The 20,412-nt window shown below is 73.4% G+C and carries 19 protein-coding genes, 1 tRNA gene and 1 pseudogene; 8 read left to right on the top strand and 13 right to left on the bottom strand.

Annotated elements, in window-relative coordinates; genetic code table 11:
- The first annotated feature begins 48 nt into the window (after nt 1-48).
- Entirely contained in the window at nt 49-909 is an 861-nt protein-coding gene (locus G339_RS35125) for a tyrosine-protein phosphatase (protein WP_084693389.1), read from the top strand.
- Between the two features lie 10 nt (nt 910-919).
- Here G339_RS35125 and serS read toward each other — a convergent pair whose 3' ends face one another.
- Nucleotides 920-2,182 carry a serine--tRNA ligase gene (gene serS, locus G339_RS0124020; RefSeq protein ID WP_019633611.1) on the bottom strand — a complete coding sequence of 421 codons (1,263 nt, stop codon included), beginning with the start codon at nt 2,180-2,182 and terminating at the stop codon, nt 920-922.
- Nucleotides 2,183-2,714: 532 nt separating this feature from the next.
- On the opposite strand from serS, the gene G339_RS0124010 reads away from it, so the two are divergent.
- The gene (locus G339_RS0124010) at nt 2,715-2,897 is read left to right on the top strand and encodes a hypothetical protein (protein ID WP_019633609.1); all 183 of its coding nucleotides are present in this window, start codon (nt 2,715-2,717) and stop codon (nt 2,895-2,897) included.
- 142 nt (nt 2,898-3,039) lie between these two features.
- Here the strand turns inward: G339_RS0124010 and G339_RS0124005 are convergent, their stop codons facing one another.
- The 6 genes from G339_RS0124005 to G339_RS0123975 form a co-directional block, all read right to left on the bottom strand.
- The gene (locus G339_RS0124005; protein WP_019633608.1) at nt 3,040-3,558 is read right to left on the bottom strand and encodes a hypothetical protein; all 519 of its coding nucleotides are present in this window, start codon (nt 3,556-3,558) and stop codon (nt 3,040-3,042) included.
- Between the two features lie 107 nt (nt 3,559-3,665).
- On the bottom strand, nt 3,666-4,091 hold the full coding sequence (locus G339_RS37075; RefSeq protein WP_157407981.1) for a hypothetical protein: 426 nt from the start codon (nt 4,089-4,091) through the stop codon (nt 3,666-3,668).
- 174 nt (nt 4,092-4,265) lie between these two features.
- Nucleotides 4,266-5,540: a hypothetical protein gene (locus G339_RS37070; protein ID WP_157407980.1), complete on the bottom strand. Its 1,275-nt coding sequence runs from the start codon at nt 5,538-5,540 to the stop codon at nt 4,266-4,268.
- Nucleotides 5,541-5,760: 220 nt separating this feature from the next.
- Complete coding sequence (pheA, locus tag G339_RS0123985) at nt 5,761-6,687, bottom strand: prephenate dehydratase (RefSeq protein ID WP_019633605.1); 927 nt, start codon at nt 6,685-6,687, stop codon at nt 5,761-5,763.
- 55 nt (nt 6,688-6,742) lie between these two features.
- The gene (locus G339_RS35110; RefSeq protein WP_019633604.1) at nt 6,743-7,228 is read right to left on the bottom strand and encodes a DUF4446 family protein; all 486 of its coding nucleotides are present in this window, start codon (nt 7,226-7,228) and stop codon (nt 6,743-6,745) included.
- Nucleotides 7,228-8,583, bottom strand: a complete 1,356-nt coding sequence (locus tag G339_RS0123975; protein ID WP_019633603.1) for a glycosyltransferase 87 family protein — start codon at nt 8,581-8,583, stop codon at nt 7,228-7,230. Before G339_RS0123975 ends, G339_RS35110 begins: the two co-directional genes overlap by 1 nt.
- 39 nt (nt 8,584-8,622) lie before the next feature.
- On the opposite strand from G339_RS0123975, the gene G339_RS0123970 reads away from it, so the two are divergent.
- Nucleotides 8,623-10,839: a hypothetical protein gene (locus G339_RS0123970; RefSeq protein WP_205625624.1), complete on the top strand. Its 2,217-nt coding sequence runs from the start codon at nt 8,623-8,625 to the stop codon at nt 10,837-10,839.
- 523 nt (nt 10,840-11,362) lie between these two features.
- Here G339_RS0123970 and mptB read toward each other — a convergent pair.
- From mptB to G339_RS35105, 3 genes and pseudogenes are all read right to left on the bottom strand, one after another.
- A pseudogene (mptB, locus tag G339_RS41210) lies at nt 11,363-12,196 on the bottom strand (polyprenol phosphomannose-dependent alpha 1,6 mannosyltransferase MptB); the annotation flags it as partial.
- On the bottom strand, nt 12,193-12,930 hold the full coding sequence (locus G339_RS0123960) for a glycosyltransferase family 2 protein (protein ID WP_033324133.1): 738 nt from the start codon (nt 12,928-12,930) through the stop codon (nt 12,193-12,195). The pseudogene mptB and the gene G339_RS0123960, both read right to left, overlap by 4 nt.
- A 46-nt stretch (nt 12,931-12,976) precedes the next feature.
- Nucleotides 12,977-13,312: an STAS domain-containing protein gene (locus tag G339_RS35105; RefSeq protein ID WP_051107950.1), complete on the bottom strand. Its 336-nt coding sequence runs from the start codon at nt 13,310-13,312 to the stop codon at nt 12,977-12,979.
- Between the two features lie 239 nt (nt 13,313-13,551).
- On the opposite strand from G339_RS35105, the gene G339_RS0123950 reads away from it, so the two are divergent.
- On the top strand, nt 13,552-13,926 hold the full coding sequence (locus tag G339_RS0123950; RefSeq protein WP_019633598.1) for a hypothetical protein: 375 nt from the start codon (nt 13,552-13,554) through the stop codon (nt 13,924-13,926).
- Between the two features lie 11 nt (nt 13,927-13,937).
- On the opposite strand, the gene G339_RS0123945 is transcribed toward G339_RS0123950, so the two are convergent.
- Both G339_RS0123945 and G339_RS0123940 read right to left on the bottom strand, forming a co-directional pair.
- Nucleotides 13,938-15,359, bottom strand: a complete 1,422-nt coding sequence (locus G339_RS0123945; protein ID WP_019633597.1) for an FG-GAP-like repeat-containing protein — start codon at nt 15,357-15,359, stop codon at nt 13,938-13,940.
- A 467-nt stretch (nt 15,360-15,826) separates the two neighbouring features.
- A tRNA-Ser gene (locus G339_RS0123940) sits at nt 15,827-15,916 on the bottom strand.
- Nucleotides 15,917-16,141: 225 nt separating this feature from the next.
- Between G339_RS0123940 and G339_RS0123935 the strand changes: the two genes are divergently transcribed.
- Genes G339_RS0123935 through G339_RS39545 form a run of 3 tightly spaced genes read left to right on the top strand, consistent with a single transcriptional unit; the run spans nt 16,142 to nt 18,248 of the window.
- Nucleotides 16,142-17,161: an isopenicillin N synthase family dioxygenase gene (locus G339_RS0123935; RefSeq protein ID WP_019633596.1), complete on the top strand. Its 1,020-nt coding sequence runs from the start codon at nt 16,142-16,144 to the stop codon at nt 17,159-17,161.
- A 37-nt stretch (nt 17,162-17,198) separates the two neighbouring features.
- A complete protein-coding gene (locus tag G339_RS0123930; protein WP_019633595.1) occupies nt 17,199-18,035 on the top strand; it encodes an alanyl-tRNA editing protein in 837 nt (278 codons plus the stop codon).
- A 42-nt stretch (nt 18,036-18,077) separates the two neighbouring features.
- Complete coding sequence (locus G339_RS39545) at nt 18,078-18,248, top strand: hypothetical protein (RefSeq protein WP_019633594.1); 171 nt, start codon at nt 18,078-18,080, stop codon at nt 18,246-18,248.
- A 52-nt stretch (nt 18,249-18,300) separates the two neighbouring features.
- On the opposite strand, the gene G339_RS0123920 is transcribed toward G339_RS39545, so the two are convergent.
- Nucleotides 18,301-19,755 (bottom strand): MFS transporter, encoded by a 1,455-nt coding sequence (locus tag G339_RS0123920; protein ID WP_019633593.1) that lies wholly within the window; start codon nt 19,753-19,755, stop codon nt 18,301-18,303.
- A gap of 66 nt (nt 19,756-19,821) precedes the next feature.
- Between G339_RS0123920 and G339_RS0123915 the strand changes: the two genes are divergently transcribed.
- Nucleotides 19,822-20,409, top strand: a complete 588-nt coding sequence (locus tag G339_RS0123915) for a TetR/AcrR family transcriptional regulator (RefSeq protein WP_019633592.1) — start codon at nt 19,822-19,824, stop codon at nt 20,407-20,409.
- Nucleotides 20,410-20,412 lie beyond the last annotated feature (3 nt).

Below are 20,412 nucleotides of genomic sequence, written 5' to 3'. Positions count from 1 at the left end.
CATTAGGCGACCTTCCGCGAATCCCGTTCGGGGCTCTACCGTTCCGCTATGCGCCTTTCATCCCCCCGTTGGTGCGTGCCCGCCGTCGCGGCCCCGCTGCTGATCCTTCCCCTTGCCGCCGCCGTGCCCGCGGCGGCCGCGCCCGCCCCGTCGATCGCGGTGGACGGGGCCGAGAACGTCCGCGCCGTCGGCGGCGAGACCACGGGCGACGGGCACACCGTCCGCACCGGGATCGTGTACCGGTCCGCCTCTCTCAGCAAGGTCACGGCGGCGGGCGTCGCCGCGCTCGCGAAACTGCGGCTCGGCGCGGCCGTGGACTTCCGCTCCACCGGGGAGGTGCTGTTCGGCGGGAAGGACGTCCTGCCCGCCGGGGTGACGGCGGTCGCCGCGCCGATCGACACGCTGTCGCCGTCGATCCTCGACCTCGGCGGCGACACCCTGACCGGCGCGTTCGGCGGCGGCGACCCGGCCGCCGCGATCATGGAGCTGTCGTACCGGGGGTTCGTCCACGACGCGTCCGCGCGCGCTCAGTTCGCCGCCGCGCTGAAGCGCATCGCCTCGGGCGACGGCCCGGTCCTCTACCACTGCACCGCCGGGAAGGACCGGACCGGCACCATGACCGCGATCCTGCTCACCGCGCTCGGCGTGGGCCGCGACCAGGTGTACGCCGACTACCTGCGCTCCAACGACGAGCTGGCCGCCGGGAACGAGAAGACGTTCGCGGCGCTGCGGCAGTTCGGCATCGACCCGTCGATCGTCGCGCCGCTGTTCACGGTCCGCGCGTCGTTCCTGGACGCCGCCTTCGACCAGATCGACCGCGACTACGGGAGCTTCGACGCGTTCCTGCGCGACGGCCTCGGCATCGACGCGGCGACGCTCGCGGAACTCCGGGCGCGGCTCCTCGCCTGAGCCTTCGGCGTCAGCGCTTCTTGACGGGCTCCAGCACGTCCTGCCCGAGGTATTTGCGCAGCGCCTCGGGTACCCGAACCGAACCGTCCGCCTGCTGGTGGTTCTCCAGAATCGCGACCATCCAGCGGGTCGTGGCGAGCGTGCCGTTCAGCGTCGCGACCGGCTGGTTCCTGCCGTCCGCGTCGCGGTGCCGCACCGACAGCCGCCGCGCCTGGAACTCGGTGCAGTTCGACGTCGAGGTGACCTCGCGGTACGTGCTCTGCGTCGGCACCCACGCCTCGCAGTCGTATTTGCGGGCCGCGCTGGAGCCGAGGTCGCCCGCCGCGACGTCGATCACCCGGTAGGGCAGCTCGACCGTCGCCAGCATCTCCTTCTCCCACTCCAGGAGTCGCAGGTGCTCGGCGTGCGCGTCCGCCGGGTCGCAGTAGGAGAACATCTCCACCTTGTCGAACTGGTGGACGCGGATGATGCCGCGCGTGTCCTTGCCGTACGACCCCGCCTCGCGCCGGAAGCACGACGACCACGCCGCGTACCGCCGCGGCAGCTCGTCGATGATCTCGTTCATGTGGTACGCGGCGAGCGGGACCTCCGACGTCCCGACCAGGTACAGGTCGTCGGCCTCCAGCCGGTACACCTCGGCGGCGTGCGCGCCGAGGAACCCGGTGCCCTCCATCGCCTCCGGCTTCACCAGGACCGGCGGGTACATGGGGACGAACCCGGCCGCCACCGCCTGCTCCATCGCCAGGTTCAGCAGCGCGTACTGCAGCCGCGCGCCGACGCCCGTCAGGTAGTAGAACCGCGCGCCCGCGACCTTGGCGCCGCGCTCCATGTCGATCGCGCCGAGGCTCTCGCCCAGTTCCAGGTGGTCCTTCGGCTCGAAGTCGAACACCGGCGGCTCGCCGACGTGCTCCAGCACGACGTAGTCGTCCTCGCCGCCCGCCGGGGCGCCGTCCTCGATGATGTTCGGGACGACCCGCAGCAGCGCGGTCAGCTCCTCGCCGAGCCGGTCCGCCTCGGCCTCGGCCTCCTTGACCTGCTGCGACAGCTCCTTGGCGCGGGCGAGCAGCTCGGCGCGCTCGTCGCCCTTCGCCCGGGACACGGACTTGCCGAAGCTCTTCTGCTCGGCCCGCAGCGTCTCGAACGAGGACTGCGCGGACCGCCGCCGCTCGTCCAGTTCCAGCAGGCGGCCGACGACGGCCTCGTCCTCCCCCCGCGCCCGCTGCGAAGCACGCAGCCGCTCGGGGTCCTCTCGAAGAGCTCGCAGGTCGATCACAGCCCCGAGGCTACCGGCCCCAGCCCCTTCCCCGCGCCCGAGTATCCCCCTCCAAAACCCCCGGGACGTTCCACGTGGAACGTCCCGGGGCGCGCTACTCAGCGGACGTCGACGTAGTCGGTGGGGCTGGTGGAGGCGGTGTAGGTGGTGCTGCCGTTGTAGACGGCGCGCCAGGTGCCGTCTTTTGACGCGGTGAAGATCTTTGTGAAGTGCCCTTGCTCGTCGTGCGAGTCGTGCCCCAGGAATTCCAGGTGGACGTGCCCGCTGCCTTGAACTGGATCTGGATCGTCGCGCCAGCGCCCGCGTAGTCGCCCGTCCGCTGCAGCCGCACCAGGAGCGTTCCGCCGAGATCGCCGCCGATGTGCTCGGGAATGGTGCCTTCCAGGTGAAGGCGGCCGTCCCGTTCTGTATGTCGAAGGTGCCGCTGATGAGCTTGCTGCCTTTGACGAACGGGATTTCGGGAATCGACGCCACCCACGCGCCGCTCTCATCAGGAATCCAGGTGTAGGAGTACGTCCGGTCGGCTGCGGAGATGGCGGTGTGGTCGATCGGCCTGCCGTCCTTCCATGTCCTGACCTCGACCGCCACGCCGCCGACACCGGTGATCGTGCCGTCCGCCAGGGTGCGCCTGACGACTCCGGTGACGGTGGCGGGCTCTCCGGCGGGCAGCGGCTTCGGGGCCTTGAACTCGGCCATGAAGGACACGGGGAGCTGATCGACGGTGAAGCTCACCTTTCTCAACGCCGCGCAGGACGAGCCGGTCGCGGAGAACCGCAGCTCGGTGGACGCGACATTGCTGAGGTTCGCCGTGAACCGGCCGTCGTCGGTGGTCGTGGGGCCCTGCCGACCGTCGACGATCACTGCCCCACCCGGGATGGGCCGGGCGCGTCATCGCGCGAGGTGCGGACGGTGCGGCGGCCGTCGACCGCGGCGTCGGGGTCCGCGAGGCTCAGACGCTTGTCCGGAGCCGTCGCCTCGATCTCCGTGACGTAGCAGTCTGTGTATCCGGTCTGTTGCGACTTGGATGTTCCATCCGCGTTCACGACCGTCACCAGCACGGAGACGGGCCCGGGGTGCCGGTCGGTGTCGGCGGTGTACTTCGCCGTCCAAGTGCTGTCCGTGTCGCTGCCGGACGTCCGGGTGAAGCCGTCCACGCTCTGGAACGTGGGTTCGCCGAGCGCGCGCCGGGTGAGGGCGGCACGGACGGACCGGACACCGGCGGGGTCGCTGGCGCGCACGGTGAGCGTGACCTCCCGCTTCGGGTCGAGACGGTCGTAGGTGACCTCGGCCCTGACCGTCGGCGTCGACGCGAGAGCCGGCGGGACGGTGAGGAGCGGGGCGGCGGTGATCGCGGCGGCGGCGAGGGACAAGGACATGCGTCTGCGCACGGGGCGGGCCTCCGGCTGGGGTCGGGACGGGCCGACGCGATCGAGGGCGAGTTGGGCGGATGCGGCCGCTCATCCGCCGATGCCTGGGGCACCGGTCAGCGCTTCCGCTTCCCGGGCCGCTTGGCTTTCCCCTTCTGGGTCGAGGCGGCCGGAACTGCGGTCGCGCGGCCGATCTGCCTGTTGGGCGTCACCGCGACGTTTGCCGGAGTCGTTTTGAGATGGTCGCCGGTGCGATCGACATCGCCGCTGGGCGCTGCGTTGTCCTCCCCGGTCGGTGTCGGCTCGGCGGTGGACGGTGAAGGCGTCGGCGCGCCAGTCGACGCGGTGTCGGCCGTCGAGTACTCGCGGATGGCGATGATGCGCTGCATGGGGAACCGCATCGTGTCGACGGCGGTGCCGTCGCGCTTGACCTCGCGCATGGTGACCATGTTCTGGTCGGTGTCGAGTTCGACGCGGCGGCCCGCCCGCGACGCCCGTACCCGGTAGATCACCGGAACTCCGGTCCCGTTGTCGACCGTCATCTCGATGGTGTCGCCTCGCATGCTGTTCCCTTCTGTCGGATGAACCGACGTCCAGCACAGCCGAGGGCGCAACCCGCCCGCCAACCGAATCCAGTTCTGTGGATAACTCCGGTGTCCGGGCCCCTGAATGCCGGTTTCCCGGACGACCTGGAAGCCGCCCGGGAACCCGGGTCGTCAGCGGACGTCGACGTAGTCGGTGCCGCTGGTCGAGCCGATGTAGGTGGTGCTCCCGCCGTAGACCGCGCGCCAGGTGCCGTCCTTGGACGCCGTGAAGTACTTGGCGAACGTTCCGGCCGAAGTCGTCTTCGTGGTCCCGAGCGTGGTCCAAGTGGACGAGCCCGCCGCCTTGAACTGGATCTGGATCGCCGCACCGGCCCCGGCGTGGATCCACTTCCCACCGACGTACCGGTTGAGCTTGCCGGCGACCTTGAGCGCCTTGCCCTTCGCCACCGGTTCCGGCGAGGCGTTGAACGCCGACGTGAACGCGGTCTTCACGCCCACCTGCACGTTGTCGGTGGAGCTGGTCGACGCGATGTAGGTGGCGCTGCCGCCGTACGATGCCCGCCACGTCCCGGACTTGGATGCCGTGAACGTCTTGCGGAACGCGCCCTTCTTGTCGGTCGTCGTCGTTCCGACCGTGGCCCACGCGGACGACCCGTCCGCCCGAAACTGAACGGCGACCTTCGCCCCGCTGGCCGGAACGAACGCCTGCGGGCTCTTACGCCGCAGCAGCGTCCCCGAAGCCGTCAGCTTTCCGCCCTTGGCCACGGGCTCGGGCGCGGCGTTGAACGACTGGAAGGCCGTCTCCGTCTTCACGTCCACGTAGTACGGCTCGCTCACGGACGGCAGGATCGTCTCGCTGCCGTCGTACCGGAAGCGGAAGTAACCGTCGTGACCTGCGACGAAGCCGTAGGTGAAGCCACCGTGGTCGTAGGTGTGCGCGTAGCCGACGTGCTTCCAGGTCTTCTTGTCAGTGGAGAACTCCACGGCAACCGTGGTGTCGATGATTCCGGCGTCCGGGCCGTATGACGGAAGGATCAGCCGCGCGCCGACGGTCGCGTCGAGTCCCTCGGCAGGCGGCAGGGGACGCTGGGTGAACCGCGTGAACCCGCTCAGGTTCTGGACGGAGAGGTAGCCGATGCAGCGGGCTTCATCGCCTGCGGAATTCGCCCAAACACCCCAGCTTTCGGCCCGGTCGCGAGCGGTGAAGGTGACCGAGTAGGTGCCATCGGCTGCGGTCTTGGTCAGGATCTGCTCGTCCGTCGTGGGGTAGGACACGCGGACGTCGAGCTGGTGCCCCGCGACCGGGGCGCCGTCCGCGCCGGTCAGCCGACCGCTGATGGTCACAGGGGCGTTCTGCGGCAGGATGCCGGACGGGTTCACCTGGGCCGTCAGGTTCGGCTGCCCGGCGCATTGCACGGCGGGCACCGTGTCCGCGTGGGCGGACACGGAAAGCAGGGGCAGCGCCACGAGCGCAGCGGTGGCCAAGGACAGGGGGAACGGTTTCCGCACGAAAGACGACCTCCGTCAGGGGGGATGGGGTCGGCGAACGCGTCTTCTGGGGGAGCGGGAGGGCTGCAAGAGCGCGTCGTCCCTTGCAGGACGCCGGGAAAGGGCGTGCGGAGCACGGGCGGCGCGTCTCGGAATGATCACGGCCGTTCGGCCGGAGTCAGGCGCGACGGCCCGTCCGGAGCGAGGCCAGCCAGGACGCGGCGGCCGCGAAGTCGGCGTCGTGCGTGCCCCGGCGGATGTCGGGCGAGATTCCGTCCGCGCGCGGGTAGGAGCCGATGAACCGGACGTCCGCGCAGATCCGCCGCAGCCCCATCAGCGCCTCGCCGACCCGCTCGTCGGCGACGTGGCCCTCGAAGTCCATCCAGAACAGGTACGAGCCGAGCCGCGCGCCGGTCGGGCGGGACTGGATCAGCGTCAGGTTGATCCCGCGCACGGAGAACTCGGTGAGGATCTCCAGCAGCGCGCCGGGGTGGTCGGCGCCGATGAACGCGACGACGGTGGTGCGGTCCGCGCCCGTCGGCGCGGGGGGCGTGCCGGGGCGGCGCAGCGCGATGAAGCGGGTGACGGCGTCGGCGACGTCGTGGATGTCCTCCGCGAGGACCGACAGGCCGTAGCGGGCGGCCGCGAACGAGCCGGCGAGCGCCGCGTCGTAGTGCCCGTCCGCGACGTGCTGCGCGGCCTCGGCGTTGGACGTCGCCGCGCGCCACTCGGCGTCGGGAACGTTCTCGGCGAGCCAGCGGCGGCACTGCGGCTGCGCGATCGGGTGCGAGGCGACGGTCTTGACGTCCTCGATGGCCGTGCCGGGTCGTACGAGCAGCGCGAACGACACCGGCAGGTTGACCTCCCCGACGATCTGGAGCGGCTCACCGGTGGCGAGTTCGTCCAGCGTGGTCGGGACGGAGCCCTCGACGGAGTTCTCCAGGGCGACGACGGCGACGTCCGCCTCGTCGCGGCGCAGCGCGTCGAGCACGGCGGGCACGGTGGCGAGCGGTAGGTGCTCGGCGTCGGCGGCACCCGGGAACCGCAGCAGGGCCGCCTCGGTGAACGTGCCCTGCGGCCCGAGATAGGCGTACCGCTGCGGCATCTGAATCAACTCCTCCGCCCCCGCGAGGAGCGCACGGTGTGGACGTGACCTCAGTTTACGCCCGGTGGGCGGGCGCGTCCGCCGGCGGCGCGACCGGCTCGTCCGGGCCGACGCTGAAGTCGGGCAGCGGGTCGTCCATCGTGACGATCGGCCCCTTGCCGAGCCGCGCGGCGCGCAGCGCCTGGTTCTCCTCGGGCGACAGGCCGTCCACCGGGTGGCCGCCCCGGACGGGCTTGGCGTAGGTGCGGGTCTCGGTGCGGCCGATGATCGAGCTGATGACGACGCCGTCGCCGCCCGCGTTGATCAGCGCGAGGGAGAAGGAGCGGTGCCCGGACATCTCCTTGAGCGCGTCGTAGTGGACGATCGCGAGGTCCCGCAGGGCCTTGTCGTCCACGCCCGTCCCGGTGGCGAACTGGAGCTGGCGGCGCAGGACGGTCGCGCACTCGTCCACGACATGGCTCGCGCGCCGGTGGGCGGCCACGGCGACCGAGAGACCGGCCACTCCGGCGACCAGCCCCGCCACGGCCACGGCGACAAGCATCACGGGGCGAGCGTACCGACCTCCGCGTCGCGGTGCGAAGGTTCCGGCCGATCCCGCGACGCCCGCAGCCGCCGGACGAGCCACACGCCGAGCACCGCGAGCAGCGCCAGCGCGCCGAGCCCGAACGCGTCCTGCAGCACCCGCCCGGCGACGCGGACGGCGAGCGCGTGGTCGCGGCCGGACAGCGCCGCGCCGCGCCACGGCAGCGGGAACAGGTAGTACAGCCAGACGACGGCCGCTACGACGCAGCGGCGCAGGTCGCGGCCGTCGCCGACGAGCGCGCCGAGTACCGCGATGACCCAGACGAGGTGGTGCATCCAGCCGATGGGGGAGAGCAGCACCGAGAGCAGACCGGTGATGGCGATCCCCGCGAGCAGCGCGCTGTAGGCGTCGGGTCCGGCCGAGCGGTCGGCGGCGCGCGTCAGGTCGGTGCCCGACCAGGGGCCGCCGGCGGTCCCGGCGAGGGCGTCGGCGGTGCGCGTCGCGCGGTACGCGAGCCGGAACCCGATCCACGCGACGGCCAGGACGAGCACGAGCCACAGCAGCGACCGGACCGGACCGTCCGGGATGACGTGCGCGAGCATCCCGTTGAGCGACTGGTTCGTCGTGCCATTGACGGCACCGGTCCGGTCGCCGCCCTGCAAGAACGCGCCGAACCAGTAGTCGCGCGAGTCGGACGGGAGCAGCGCGAACGCGCCCATCCACGCCGCGAGCGCCGTCAGCAGCGCGTTCCCGGCGGCCTCCCGGCGGCCCGAGATCCAGAACCAGATGAGGAAGACGCCCGGCACCAGCTTGATCGCGATGGCCAGGCCGACGAGCAGGCCGCGCGGCCAGCGCGGGCTGCGCGCGGCGCAGTCGGCCAGGCACAGCGCCATCAGCACGAACCCGACCTGCCCGAACCGCATCTGGTCGGACGCGGGCCACAGCCACGCGGTCGCGCCGACGAGCGCGCCCGCCGCGACCGGGGCCCAGCGGCCCGCGCGGCGGACCAGGTCGCGGAACGCGTACAGCACGGCGATGACGAGCGAGCCGTACATCAGGACCGTCCACGCCCACTGCGACGCCTTCCACGGCAGCAGGGTGAACGGCACGGCGAGCACCGCCGCGAACGGCGGGTAGGTGAACGGCAGGAACTGCGGCGGCTGCGTGAGGACGTCGTACAGCGGCGCGCCCCGCAGGATCGCCCGGCCGCCCTCCCGGTAGACCTCCAGGTCCACGAGACGCTGGTCGGGCGGGTTGTTCAGCCACTTGACGACGATCGGCGCGACGGCCACGGCCGCGACGAGCACGCCGAGCGCGACGATCCACGGCGGGTGCCCGCGCCCGCCGTCGCGCCCTCTGCTGCCTGCACGCATGGGTCCATCCTGGCGCAACCCGCCCACTAACCTGATCCCATGTCGCAGCACGGGGCGGGGACGGGGACGCGTCGATCGACGGTGGTCAGGGCGCTGATCGCCGTTCTCGGCGCGGTCGCCGCGGTGCTCGCGACCGCATCGGCGGCCCCGGCGGCCGCCGCTCCGGCGAGGCCCGGCACCGTGGTCATCGGCCTGCCGGGGATGATGTGGAGCGACGTCACCCGGGAGCGGACGCCCACTCTGTGGCGGCTCGCGGGCGAGGGCGGCGCGGCCAGCCTGTCGGTCCGCACGACGCGCCCCGGAACCTGCCCGACCGACGGCTGGCTGACGGTCTCGGCGGGCCAGCGGTCCCGGCTGGAGCCGGGCGACTGCCTGCTGCCCGCCGCGCCCTCGGCCGCGCCGAACGGCGGCGCGTCCGCCGCCGGATGGGCCGCGATCAAGAAGGACAACGCCGGGACGATCTACAGGTCCCGCGTCGGGCTCCTCGGCGACGCCGCGCACCGCGCGGGCGACTGCACGTTCGCGGTCGGCCCGGGCGCGGTGTACGGCCTCGCGGACGGCTCCGGCCGGGTGGACCGGTACGCGCCGTCGCCCGAGCGCGCGACGCCGCAGGACTGGGCGCGCTGCCGCCTGGCCGCCGTCGAGATCGACGACGTGTTCCGCGCCTACCAGGCGGCGGGCGTGGACACCGAGGGCGAGCAGGTGCCGGTGGCCGAGGCCGTCCGGGCGCGCGCGGCGAGCACGGCGGACCAGCGCGTCGCGGCGGTCCTGCGGTCCCTGCCGCCCGGCACGAACGTGCTGGTCGCGGGCCTGTCCGACATCGGCGTCCCGCCGCACCTGCGGATCGCCGCCGCGTGGACGACGCCGGGCGGCGCGTCCGCGTTCCCGCGCGGCCGCCTCACGTCGAGCGCGACGCACCGGGCGGGCCTGGTGACGCTGACCGACGTCACCGCGACGGCGCTGCGGCTGCTCGGCCTGCCGCAGCCGCAGGAGGCCGTCGGGTCGCCGTGGCGGTCGGCCCGGTCGGCGCAGGGCGCGACCGCGAAGATCGAGGCGCTGGAGGACCAGGACGTCGCCGCGCAGGCCATCCGCTCGGTGCAGGGCTCGTTCATCCGGACGCTGGTCGGCGCGCAGGTCGTGCTGCTCGGCGCGGCGTGGCTGCTGCTGCGCCGGCGCCCGAGGCCCGCGCGGCGGCGGCTCGTCCTCGGCGGCGCGCGGATCGTGGCGCTGCTCGGCGGTTCGACGCCGGTCGCGGCGTTCCTGGCGGGGGCGGTTCCGTGGTGGCGGACGTCCCACCCGGCCGCGGCGCTGATCGCCACCGTCACCGTGCTCGCCGCCGCGGTGACCGGGCTCGCGCTGGCCGGCCCGTGGCGGCGGTCGAAGCTCGCGCCGAGCCTGATCGTCGCCGCGGTGACGGCCGTCGTCCTCGGCGTGGACGTCATGACCGGCTCGCATCTGCAGTTGAACACGTTCCTCGGGTACACGGCGCTCGTCGCGGGCCGGTTCTACGGGTTCGGGAACCAGGCGTTCGCGCTGTTCGCGGCGGGCGCTGTCCTGACGGCGGCGTGGTCGGCCGAGTACGCGATCCGCGCGGGCCGCCGCTGGGCGGCGGGCGCGATCGTCGCGGCGGTCGGCGTCGCGGCGGTCGCGTTGGACGGCCTCCCGGCGTGGGGCAGCGACTTCGGCGGGGTCCTGGCGATGGTGCCGGTGTTCGCGGTGCTCGCCCTGGTCGTGGCGGGGCTGCGCGTCCGCTGGTGGTGGGCGGCCGGGTTCGGGGCGGTCGCGGTCGCGCTCGTCCTGCTGATCTCCTGGCTGAACGCGCGGAGCGCGAACCCGACGCACCTCGGCAAGTTCTGGAAGGACCTCGTCGCGGGGAACGGCTGGGAGGTCGTCGAGCGGAAGTTCAACGCGATGACCCGCACGCTGGGGTTCTGGCCGGTGACGATCGTGCTGGCGGTGGCGCTCGTCGCGCTGTACTTCGCCCTCGCCGATCCGGCGCGGTGGCGCGCCAAGCCGCTGGTGCTCGCCTACCGCGACACCGAGACGATGCGGGCCGCGCTGACCGCGGTCGTGTCGGTGGGGCTCGTCGGGGCGCTCGTCAACGACTCCGGCGTCATCATCCTGTCGGTGTCGCTGGTCCTCGCCGCGCCGCTGACGATCGCCGCGGCGCTGCGGTCCGTGGAGCGCGGTTCCCCGGCCCGCGCAGGCACAGCAGTGCGAAAGCCAGCACCACGGCCGTCAGCACCCACGGGATGACCTGGGCCCGGACGACCGCCGTGAGCCAGTGCAGGTCGTCGGGCAGTCCGATGATCTTCGGGCCGCGGGCGGGCAGGTAGGCCAGGCTCAGCGCGAACGTGTGCGCGAGGAACACCCCGTCGATCCGCGACAGCGGCAGCAGCGCCAGCAGCGCCCAGCCGTACCCGTCGTACCAGGGGAGGACGTACGGCGCGGTGCAGACCCAGCCGATGAGGAGCGCGGCGGCGACGCGGCGGTGGTCGTCGCGGGGGACGTCCGCCGTGACGGGCAGGCCCCGGTACAGCAGCAGCGCGAGCAGCAGGGCGACGGCGACCGCGGCGTACTTCACGACGTCCCGGTCGCCGGTGAGGTACACGTCCACCAGGTGCCACGGCGTCGCCCAGGAGACCATCTCGCTGGCCTGGCGGGTGCGGTCCAGGACGCGCGGCCCCGCGAGCCCGTACGCGACGGCGGCGACGACGCCCGCACCGGCGAACAGCGCCGCGAGCCGCCCGTACGCGCGCCGCCGCAGCAGCGCCCATGCCGGACCGCCGCCGACGAGCGCGGCGGGCAGCTTCACCGCCGCGCCGATCCCGACGAACACGCCCGTCAGCAGCGTGCGCGCGAGCGTCGGCCGCCCCGCGAACACCGCGAGCGCCGCGACCATCGGCGCGACCGCCCACAGATCGTTGTGCGCGCCCGCGACGAGCTGGTACATCACCAGCGGATTGCAGGTCCACAGCAGCGCGGCGCGGGTCCGGCCGCGCCCGTCGCGGGCCGTGCGATGCAGCAGCAGCGCCGTCGCCGCGAACGCGAGCGCGTTCAGCACCGACAGCAGGAAGACGGTGAGCCGCGCCGAGTCGCCGCCGAGCCACGACGCGAGCGCCTGCCCCGCCGTCGCGACCGGCCCGTACACCGAAGGGGTCGTCCGCCACTCCTCCGCCGCACCGGCCACGGGGTCGTGCGGCAGATCCGCGGTGGTGGTGGCGTACGGGTCGTGGCCGGTGACCGCCATCCGCCCGTACGCGGCGTAGTTGAGATGGTCCGACGAGCCGATCGGCGGCAGGAACGCCAGGACCGCCGCGATCAGCAGGCCCGTCAGCAGCAGCGGACGCGCCGCGACGCTCCAGCCGCGCCGAGCCGCGAGCAGGCAGAGGGCGAGCCCGGCCGCGCCCGCGGTGAGGGAGCCCGCGACGAGCGCGACCATCAGGTGCGGCGCGGGCCGGACGTCGAGAGAGAACGGCGGTCCGCCGCCCGGCAGCGCGGGCTCGAACAGCGACGGGCCGAGCAGGGCCGCCACGACTGTTCCGAGCAGGGCGGCGGCGATGAGGACGAGTCCGGCCGCCCCGGCCCGCCCGCCGGAACGCGCCTGGGTCACGCCCGTCGGCCGCGGCCCCGCCCGCGCAGCGCGTCGAGGCGCCCGGCGACGGCGGGTTCGCGGACCGCGAGGGCGCGCGCGACGTCCCGGAACTGCCGGGCGCGGTGCAGTTGGGCGCGCCAGTCGGTGCCGGTGGCGCGGTGCGCGAGCGGCACCTCGACCTCGGTGACGCGGAAGCCCTGCCGCAGCAGGTCGATCGTCAGGCCCGTCTCGACGCCGAACCCGGCGGCGAGCGGCCGCGCCGCCTCGAACGCGGCGCGCGTCAGGCAGCGCTGGCCGTTGAGCGGCTGCGTCGCGGTCCAGCCGGTGGCGCGCTGGATGCCCTCGCGGGACAGGCGGACGACGAAGCCGTGGCCGCCGAGCTTCACCGTGCTGGAGAACGCCGCGATCGTCATGTCCGCGTCGCCCGCGCGCACCGGCTCGACGAGCGGCGCGGCGTCGCGGGCGGTGTCGGCGAGGTCGGCGTCCAGGAAGAGCAGGTGGCGCGGCCGGTCGCCGTCGAGGAGGCGGACGGCCTCCGCGCCGGTCTCCATCGCCGCGCCCTTGCCCCGGTTGCGGGAGTGCCGCACGACCTTCGCCCCGGCCTTCTCCGCGGCCTCGGCGGTCCCGTCGGCGGACCCGTCGTCCACCACGACGACGAGGTCGACGCCGGGCAGGCCGGCGGCCGCGCCGACCGTCGCCGCGATCCGGTCGGCCTCGTCCTTCGCCGGAATGATCACCGCTACGTCCTGCATACCCGCGATCGTAGTGCGCGACGGGACGGACGGCGGTGAACGACGCTTATCCGGCGCCGAGCACGGGCACCGCGTCCACCACGGTGAACACCGTGTCGAGGCCGGTGACCTGGAGAATCCTGCGGACGGCGGTGCGGGGCGCGGCGAGCGCGAACGAGCCGCCGCACTCGGTGGCCCGCCTCATCGCCGACAGCAGCACGTTCATGCCGGTCGAGTCGCAGAAGTCGACGCCGCTCAGGTCGACGACGATCCGTTCGATGTCGTCGTGCAGTACGCCCGCGAGCGCGGTCTGCAGCCGCGGGGCCGTGTACAGGTCGAGTTCACCCGTCGCTGTGACGACGGTGTGACCTCCCTGCGATGCGGTTGAGACGTTTAGCTCCACGTCCGGCACACTACCGAGCGAACGGCCGCCGATCCAGATGGGCCGCCGCGACCCGCGCGCGCCGGGCGTGTCCGGGCGAGCCGCCCGCGCTGAACTGCGGCTACCACGGGGCGTGCGCGGACGGACACGGTCGTCCGGCTCGCCGATTCCGGCCCCGGCCGGGCACGGAGTGAGAGAACCTGAACGCGGCGGCGCCGGGGGGCGGCCGCCCGGGAGGGACGCATGGGGGTGCGCGGACGATGCAACGGTCCGGACGGGAGCCCGATCCGCGCGAGACGCGGCTGCGCGAACGGCTGGAAACGATCCGCGCGCGGTCGCTGAAGGCGGCGGGCTGGCGGGACGCGGCCCGGCACCTCGCCCCGCTGGTCAACGGGTCCGGGAGCGTAGCGGTCCGGGCCCGGCTGACGCGGGAGGACCTGGCGTTCCTCGGCTCGGCGCGGGACGACGTCCTCGCGCTGACGCGGCTCGGGCTGCGGCTCGCGGACCTGCACCGCCCGCAGGACGGCGGCGGGATCAGCAGCGATCCCGCCAGCCCCGTCCTGCGGTGCCGCACGTGCATGTGGCGCTGGCCGTGTCCGACCCTGCGCGCTGTGGAAGAGGCGCTGGGCCCCTGACGTTCCCCGGGTCAGCCGCCCAGGAGGATGCCGACGCGCGCGTTCTTCGAGCGGACGCCGAGCGCCGCCGCGCTCACCGCCGCCGCGCCCTTGGCCGTCACACCGGCCGCGGAGCCGCGCAGACAGGTCAGACCGCCGTTGCCGCCGTCCGCGTCGGGGATGCCCGCGGTGAGGTCGGCGCGGCCGTCGCCGTCGTGGTCGAGCAGCGCGACCTGCGCGCCCAGGTGCTCGTAGGCGCGCGCCGTGCCGGGCACGCCCGCCGTGCTCTTGGTGACGGCCTGCGCGCCGCGTCCGGCGAGCCCCGACGCGGACCCGTACAGGACGACGACCGCGCCGCTGTCGAACACGCGGCCCTGGTCGGCCTTCGGGACGCCGACGGCGAGGTCCGCGCGGCCGTCGCCGTTGACGTCCCCGGCCGCGAGCGCCGCTCCGAAGTCGTCCTCGACCGTGCTGACGCCGGGCACGCCCGCGCTGTTGCGGTGCAGCGCGTACGACCCGCCGAGGCCGAGCGGCGAGCCGCGGAAGACGGTGACGCTGCCGCCGACCCACGGGGAGTCGTAGGTGTCGCCGACCGCGACGTCCGCGCGGCCGTCGCCGTCGAAGTCCGCGACGGTGAGCGCGTGGACGTCGGTGTAGACGGTCTTGTTCCGGTCGAAGCCGCCCCAGGCGTTCGCGGTGTAGAGCGTGAGTCCGCGCCGGTGGGCCACCTCGGGGTCGTTGTCGTCGAACCAGGCGTAGACGACGTCGGCGCGGCCGTCGCCGTTGACGTCTCCCGCCGCGATCCAGGAACGGTCCACGTCATAGGACGACCTGGTGCCGTTGCGACCCGACGCCTTGCGCCCGGCGAACGACACCCACGTGTAGGTGCTGGTGCCCGGGACGGTGATGAACAGCTCGGGCCGTCCGTCGCCCTGGAGGTCGCCGGCCGTGAGCGACTCGCCGTAGCGGTGGCGCTTCCCGGCCGAGCCCTTCTCGCCGAACGAGGTCGCGCCCTTGAGCCCGGACGGCGATCCCCACAGGACCGTCACGGTCCCGGCGTCCGCGCCCGCGCCGGTGTCCTCGCCGGGCGCGCCCACGGCGAGGTCGGCGTAGCCGTCGCGGTCGAAGTCGGCGGACGTCACGGACGCGCCGAACAGGTCACCGGCCTCGGGCGCGCCGGGCACGCCCGCCGTCGCCTGCGTGATCACCTGCCGCTTGGTCGTGTTCAGTCCCGACTTCGACCCGTACACGACGGTGACGAATCCGGCTTTCTTCTTCTTGCCCACCGTGCCGTTCGGGCTGCCGACCGCGAGGTCGCGCCGTCCGTCGCCGTTGAAGTCGTAGGGCCTCGCCGCCGCCTTGGCCTGCGCGGGACCCGCCAGGGCGACCCCGGCCAGCCCGCTCGCACCGAGCGCGGCGGTGAGTGCCAGGGCATATGCCGCCCGAGAACGCACCGTTCGTTCCTCCAGGTCATACGCGTCCCACTAAAGGACGCGCCGTCCAATAACCCGAGGCGAACGCTACCCTGCGTAAGCGTCTCCTTATTCGACGTGACGCGCCCCACATCAGTGACCGGTTGGTCGGCTTTTGTGCAGGTCAGTGGACTCGCGGCTGCCACGTCGCCATCGCGGGCCTGCCGCGGTCGATGACCCAGATCACCGCTGAGGCGCTGGTCACAGGGCTGGTGCCTCAGCGGGTGACGCAAAGTGTTCGTGCGCGGCACGTCCATCGCCGTGTTCGCGTTCTGGATCGCCTTTTCGTGTGTCATCGCCACGGCACCCGATGGGATGGCCGGATTTCCGGCGGGGGTGTTCTTGCTGCCGGGAGTTTCACAGCGAGCCATCTCGAAATCACGAGCGGATTCGTCACGTCACGCGTCGCCTGGTTCACGTGAGAGTGCGGCCGACGCGGAGCGCGTGAGCGGAGGGTGTGGGATTCGAACCCACGGAGACGGGGACACCGCCTCAACGGCTTTCAAGGCCGCCGCACTCGTCCACTATGCGAACCCTCCAGGGCACGAACACCCTAGCAACTTCGGGGCGTCGGGCTCGCCCGGTTTCCGTGGTCCGGGTGAGGGGTGCGGGCGGTCTCGGGGGCGCGTTCGGGGCCATAGTTCACGCAAGCTTTACACGTGGTGATCGTTGCGGGTGATCGTGTGGTCCACCTTGGGTGACGTCTGGCGATCCGCGGAGCCGATGGCGTCGGTTTCGCGGAGTCACCCTGTGAAGGAGGAACCGTGCTGACCGTCCCCACCGTGGACATCTCGTCGTTTCGCCGCGGCGGCGATGAGGCCGAACGCGACGCCGTCGCGCGTGCCGTGGACCGTGCCGCGCGTGACGTCGGGTTCATGCAGGTCGTCGGGCACGGCGTGGACGCGGCGGCGCTCGCCGCGTTCACCGGCGCGATGGACGCGTTCTTCGCCCTCGACCCGGAGGCGAAGGCGAAGTACCGGTGCCCGCCCGGCGTCAACCGGGGCTACAGCCCGCCGAAGTCGGAGGCGCTGCGCGGCAGTCTCGGCCTGGCCAGCGCCGCCGACCTGTTCGAGGCCATGAACGTCGGGGCGACCCGGGACGACTTCCCCGGCCTCGACCTGCCTGCCGACGACTACGCCCCGAACGTCTTCCCGGCGGAGGTCCCCGGCTTCGAGGCCGCCGTCACCCGCTGGTTCGGCGAGGCGCAGACCGTCGCGCGCACGATGACTCGAGTCTTCGGGCGCGCGCTCGGTCTCGGCGAGGACTACTTCGCCGCGTTCACCGGCCACTCGGTGGACGTCCTGCGGATGAACAACTACCGGTTGCCGTCCGCCGACGCGGAGCTGGAGCCGGATCAGGAAGGGATGGGCGCGCACACCGACTACGGGATCGTCACCGTCCTGTGGGCCGATCCGGTGCCCGGCCTGGAGATCCACCTGCACGGAGAGTGGCACCCGGTGCTGCCGCGCGCGGACGGCCTGCTCGTGAACCTCGGTGACGCGCTCGCCCGCTGGACGAACGACCAGTGGATCTCCACGATGCACCGCGTCGCCCCGCCGCGGGTGGGCGGTCGGCTCGTTCCGCGCCGGTCCGCCGCGTTCTTCCACGACGGGGACGTCGACGCGGTGATCGAGTGCCTGCCGGGCTGCGTCACCGACGACCGCCCGGCCCTGTACGAGCCCGTCACGATCGGTGAGCATCTGCGCGCCAAGCTGGGCGGATCGCGCGGCGGCCGGTTGAACGGGTCGGCCCGGCGGGAGGCCGCCCGGCTCGGCGGGGGATGACGGGAAACGGCGAGGACGGGCTGCTAGCGTCGAGTGGGTGGGGGAGTTCGAGTCATCGACGCGCGTGACGTTCCCGGCGGGGGCGATGGTCGGCCGGTCGCACGTGCTGACGAGCGTGCCCGCAGACGGCGGACGCGGTGTCATCGTCGCCGAGAGTCCCTTCTACCCGCTCGACCCGTTCTGGCCGGACCAGCCCGGCGATGTCGGATACCTGCAGAGCGACGGGCTGGAAATGCGCGTCGTGGACTGCGTGACGGGCGCGGCCCGGAAGTCCGGCGGCGAGCTGCTGCTGGGCGTCGACGTCCCGGTCCGGCGCGGGCACCCCGACTGGCACTGGGTGGTCGTCCACGTGGTGGAGCGGTCGGTACCGCCCGGGACGGAGATCCGGATGCTCGTGGAGACCGACCGCCGCCGCGCGTTCTCCGCGGGGCACACCGCGTCCCATCTCACGGCGCTGGCGCTGAACGCGGCGCTCGCCGGGCGGTGGGAGGCGCCCGCCGGGACGGAACGGGACGGCCTCGGCCACCCGGACGTCGCGGCGTCGGGCGCGGTGAAGTCCCGGATCGTGCTGAACGGCAGCGTCGACACCTACCGGTTCCCGGGCCTCGCCGCCGAGACGCTGCCGGACGTCGCCAAGGACATGGAGGCGCGGCTGACGGCGTGGATCGACTCGGCGGCCCCCGTCGTGGTCGACGCCGCCGGCCCCGATCTCGGCGACCGCCGCGTCTGGCGCTGCGCGCTGCCGGACGGGACGGCCGCGCGCCCGTGCGGCGGGACGCACGTGAACCACCTCGGTGAGCTGGGCCGCGTCGCGGTGACGCTGGAGCCCGCGGAGGCGGGCGACGAACTGCTCGTCGAAGTCCGGACGTCGTAAATCATCTCTATCTCGGACAACTCTCCGTTACGCTCAGGCGGCATGGCTGAGACTCCCCAGGACCCCGCGGGTACCACGCACCAGTTCCAGCGGTTCGCGCAGAGCGGCACGCCCGACCGGTCGGGCCGCGTCAACCCCGCGCTCGTCATCGGTGCCGTCGTCGTGCTCGCGGTGCTGGTGGTGGTCGGTCTCGCCGTCGTCATGATCGCCTGACGGCGGAGCCCCCGCCGCGACGCGCCGGGGGTCGTCCGCGAGCCGGTCCGCGTCACGACGTCCGCGCGCCGCGCAGCAGGGCCGCGACCGCGACGGCCGCGACGGCGAGCGCGACCGACGCGCACAGCAGCGCCGCGCCCATCCCGTCCGCGAACGCCTGCCGCGCCTGCGCCGCGACCTGCGGTCCGAGCCGCACGGCCGCGCCCAGCGACTCGCGCGCGGGCCCGGTCACGTCCGCGCGGTACGCCGACTGGAGGACGCTGCCGAGCACCGCGATGCCGAGCGCGCCGCCCAGCTCACGCGCGAGGTCGTTCATCGCCGACCCGACGCCCTGCTCGGACGTCGGCAGCGCCTCGGTGATCGCCGCCGTCGCGGGCGTCATCGCCAGGCCCATCCCCGCGCCGAGCGGGAGCAGTCCGCCGAGCAGCGGCCAGTACGAGCTGCCCTCGTCCAGCGTCGACAGCACGAACAGCCCGCAGGCGGCGAGCAGCAGCCCGGCGGTGACCACCGGCCGGGGCCCGAGCTTCGCGGCCAGGCGCGGCGCGGCGCCGCGCGCGGCGGGCATCATCGCGGCGGCCATCGGCAGCAGGCTCACGGCCGCGACGATGGGCCGGTCTCCCTTCACGAGCTGCAGGTACTGCAGGACGATGAAGACGAACCCGAAGAACGCGAAGAACTGCAGCGTGATCGACAGCATGCCCGCCGCGAACGCCGGGACGCGGAACAGGCGCGGGTCGAACAGCGGGTTCGGCCGCCGCGCCTCCCACGCGACGAATCCGGCCAGCACGACGACGGCGACGGCGAGTCCGCCGAGAGTGCGCGCGCTCGTCCAGCCCTCGGTCGGCGCTTCGATCACCGAGTAGACGCCGACGCCGAGTCCGACGACGGTGATCAGCGCGCCGGGCACGTCGAGCCGGGGCGCGTCGGGATCGGCGGACTCGGGGATCACCGCCAGCGTCGCCGCGACGGCCGCGACCGCGAGGACGACGTTCAGCACGAACACCGACCGCCACGACCAGAACTCCAGCAGCGTGCCGGAGACGAGCAGCCCGACGACGGCGCTGGCGCCCGCGACCCCGGCCCACGCGCCGACCGCGCGCGTCCGCCGCTCCGCCGGGAACGTCGCGGTGATCGTGGAGAGCGTCGCGGGCATGACGAGCGCCGCGCCGACGCCGAGGACGCCGCGCATCGCGATGAGCCAGGCCGCGTCGTCCACCGCCATCGCGGCGGCGGACCCGGCCGCGAACACCGTCAGCCCGGCGAGCAGCGCCCGGCGGCGGCCGTACCGGTCGCCGATCGCGCCGCCGAGCAGCAGCAGGGACGCGAACACCAGCGCGTACGCGTCGATGATCCAGGAGAGCTGCGTCTGGCCGGCGTGGGTGGCGCGGGCGATGGACGGGATGGCGACGTTGAGCGACGCCACCGCCGACACGACGGTGGCGAGCGCGAGCATCACGACCGGCAGCACGGCCCGGTGGACCGTGCGCTCGGGTGTGGAGACGGTCATGAGAAGCCTCCTTGAGGGGAACGTCCCCTCGACTGTCGCGAGGTCCGCCAGTAGATTTCAACCGTGATGAATAAATCCCGGGGCCGTCGCCGGGGCAGCCCCGACACGCGCGCCGAGATCCTGGCAGTCGCGCAGCGCCGCTTCCTGGCCGACGGGTACGCGGCGACGACGCTGCGGTCCGTCGCGGCCGAGGCGGCCGTGGACACCGCGCTGATCAGCTACTTCTTCGGCTCCAAGAGCGGCCTGTTCGGCGCGACGCTCGGGCTGGCCGCGAACCCGCCGCAGGTCCTGTCCGGCGCGCTGCCGGGCGACCCCGCCCGGCTCCCCGAGCGCGTCCTGCGCGCCCTGCTGTCCGCGTGGGAGGACCCTGAGCAGGGCGGACGCCTGGTGATGATGATCGACGCCGCCATGCAGGACCCCGACCTGCTGCGGCTGCTGCGCGAGATCGTGGGCCGCGAGATGGTCGACCGCATCGCGGAGCACGTCGGCGGGGTGGACGCGCGGCACCGCGCCGCCGCGTTCGGCACGCAGCTCGCGGGGCTGATCTTCGCGCGCTACGTGCTGCGCGTCGAACCGGTCGCGTCGATGACGCCCGATGAATTAATCCGCCACCTGAGTCCGGGCCTGCGGGCGGCGCTGGCCCCCCGCCGCTGACGG

It is taken from the genome of Actinomadura atramentaria DSM 43919 (assembly GCF_000381885.1).
GTDB classification, from domain to species: domain Bacteria; phylum Actinomycetota; class Actinomycetes; order Streptosporangiales; family Streptosporangiaceae; genus Spirillospora; species Spirillospora atramentaria.
The sequence above is the reverse complement of the archived record's forward strand: the minus strand, read 5'-3'. Positions and strand labels throughout refer to the sequence as shown.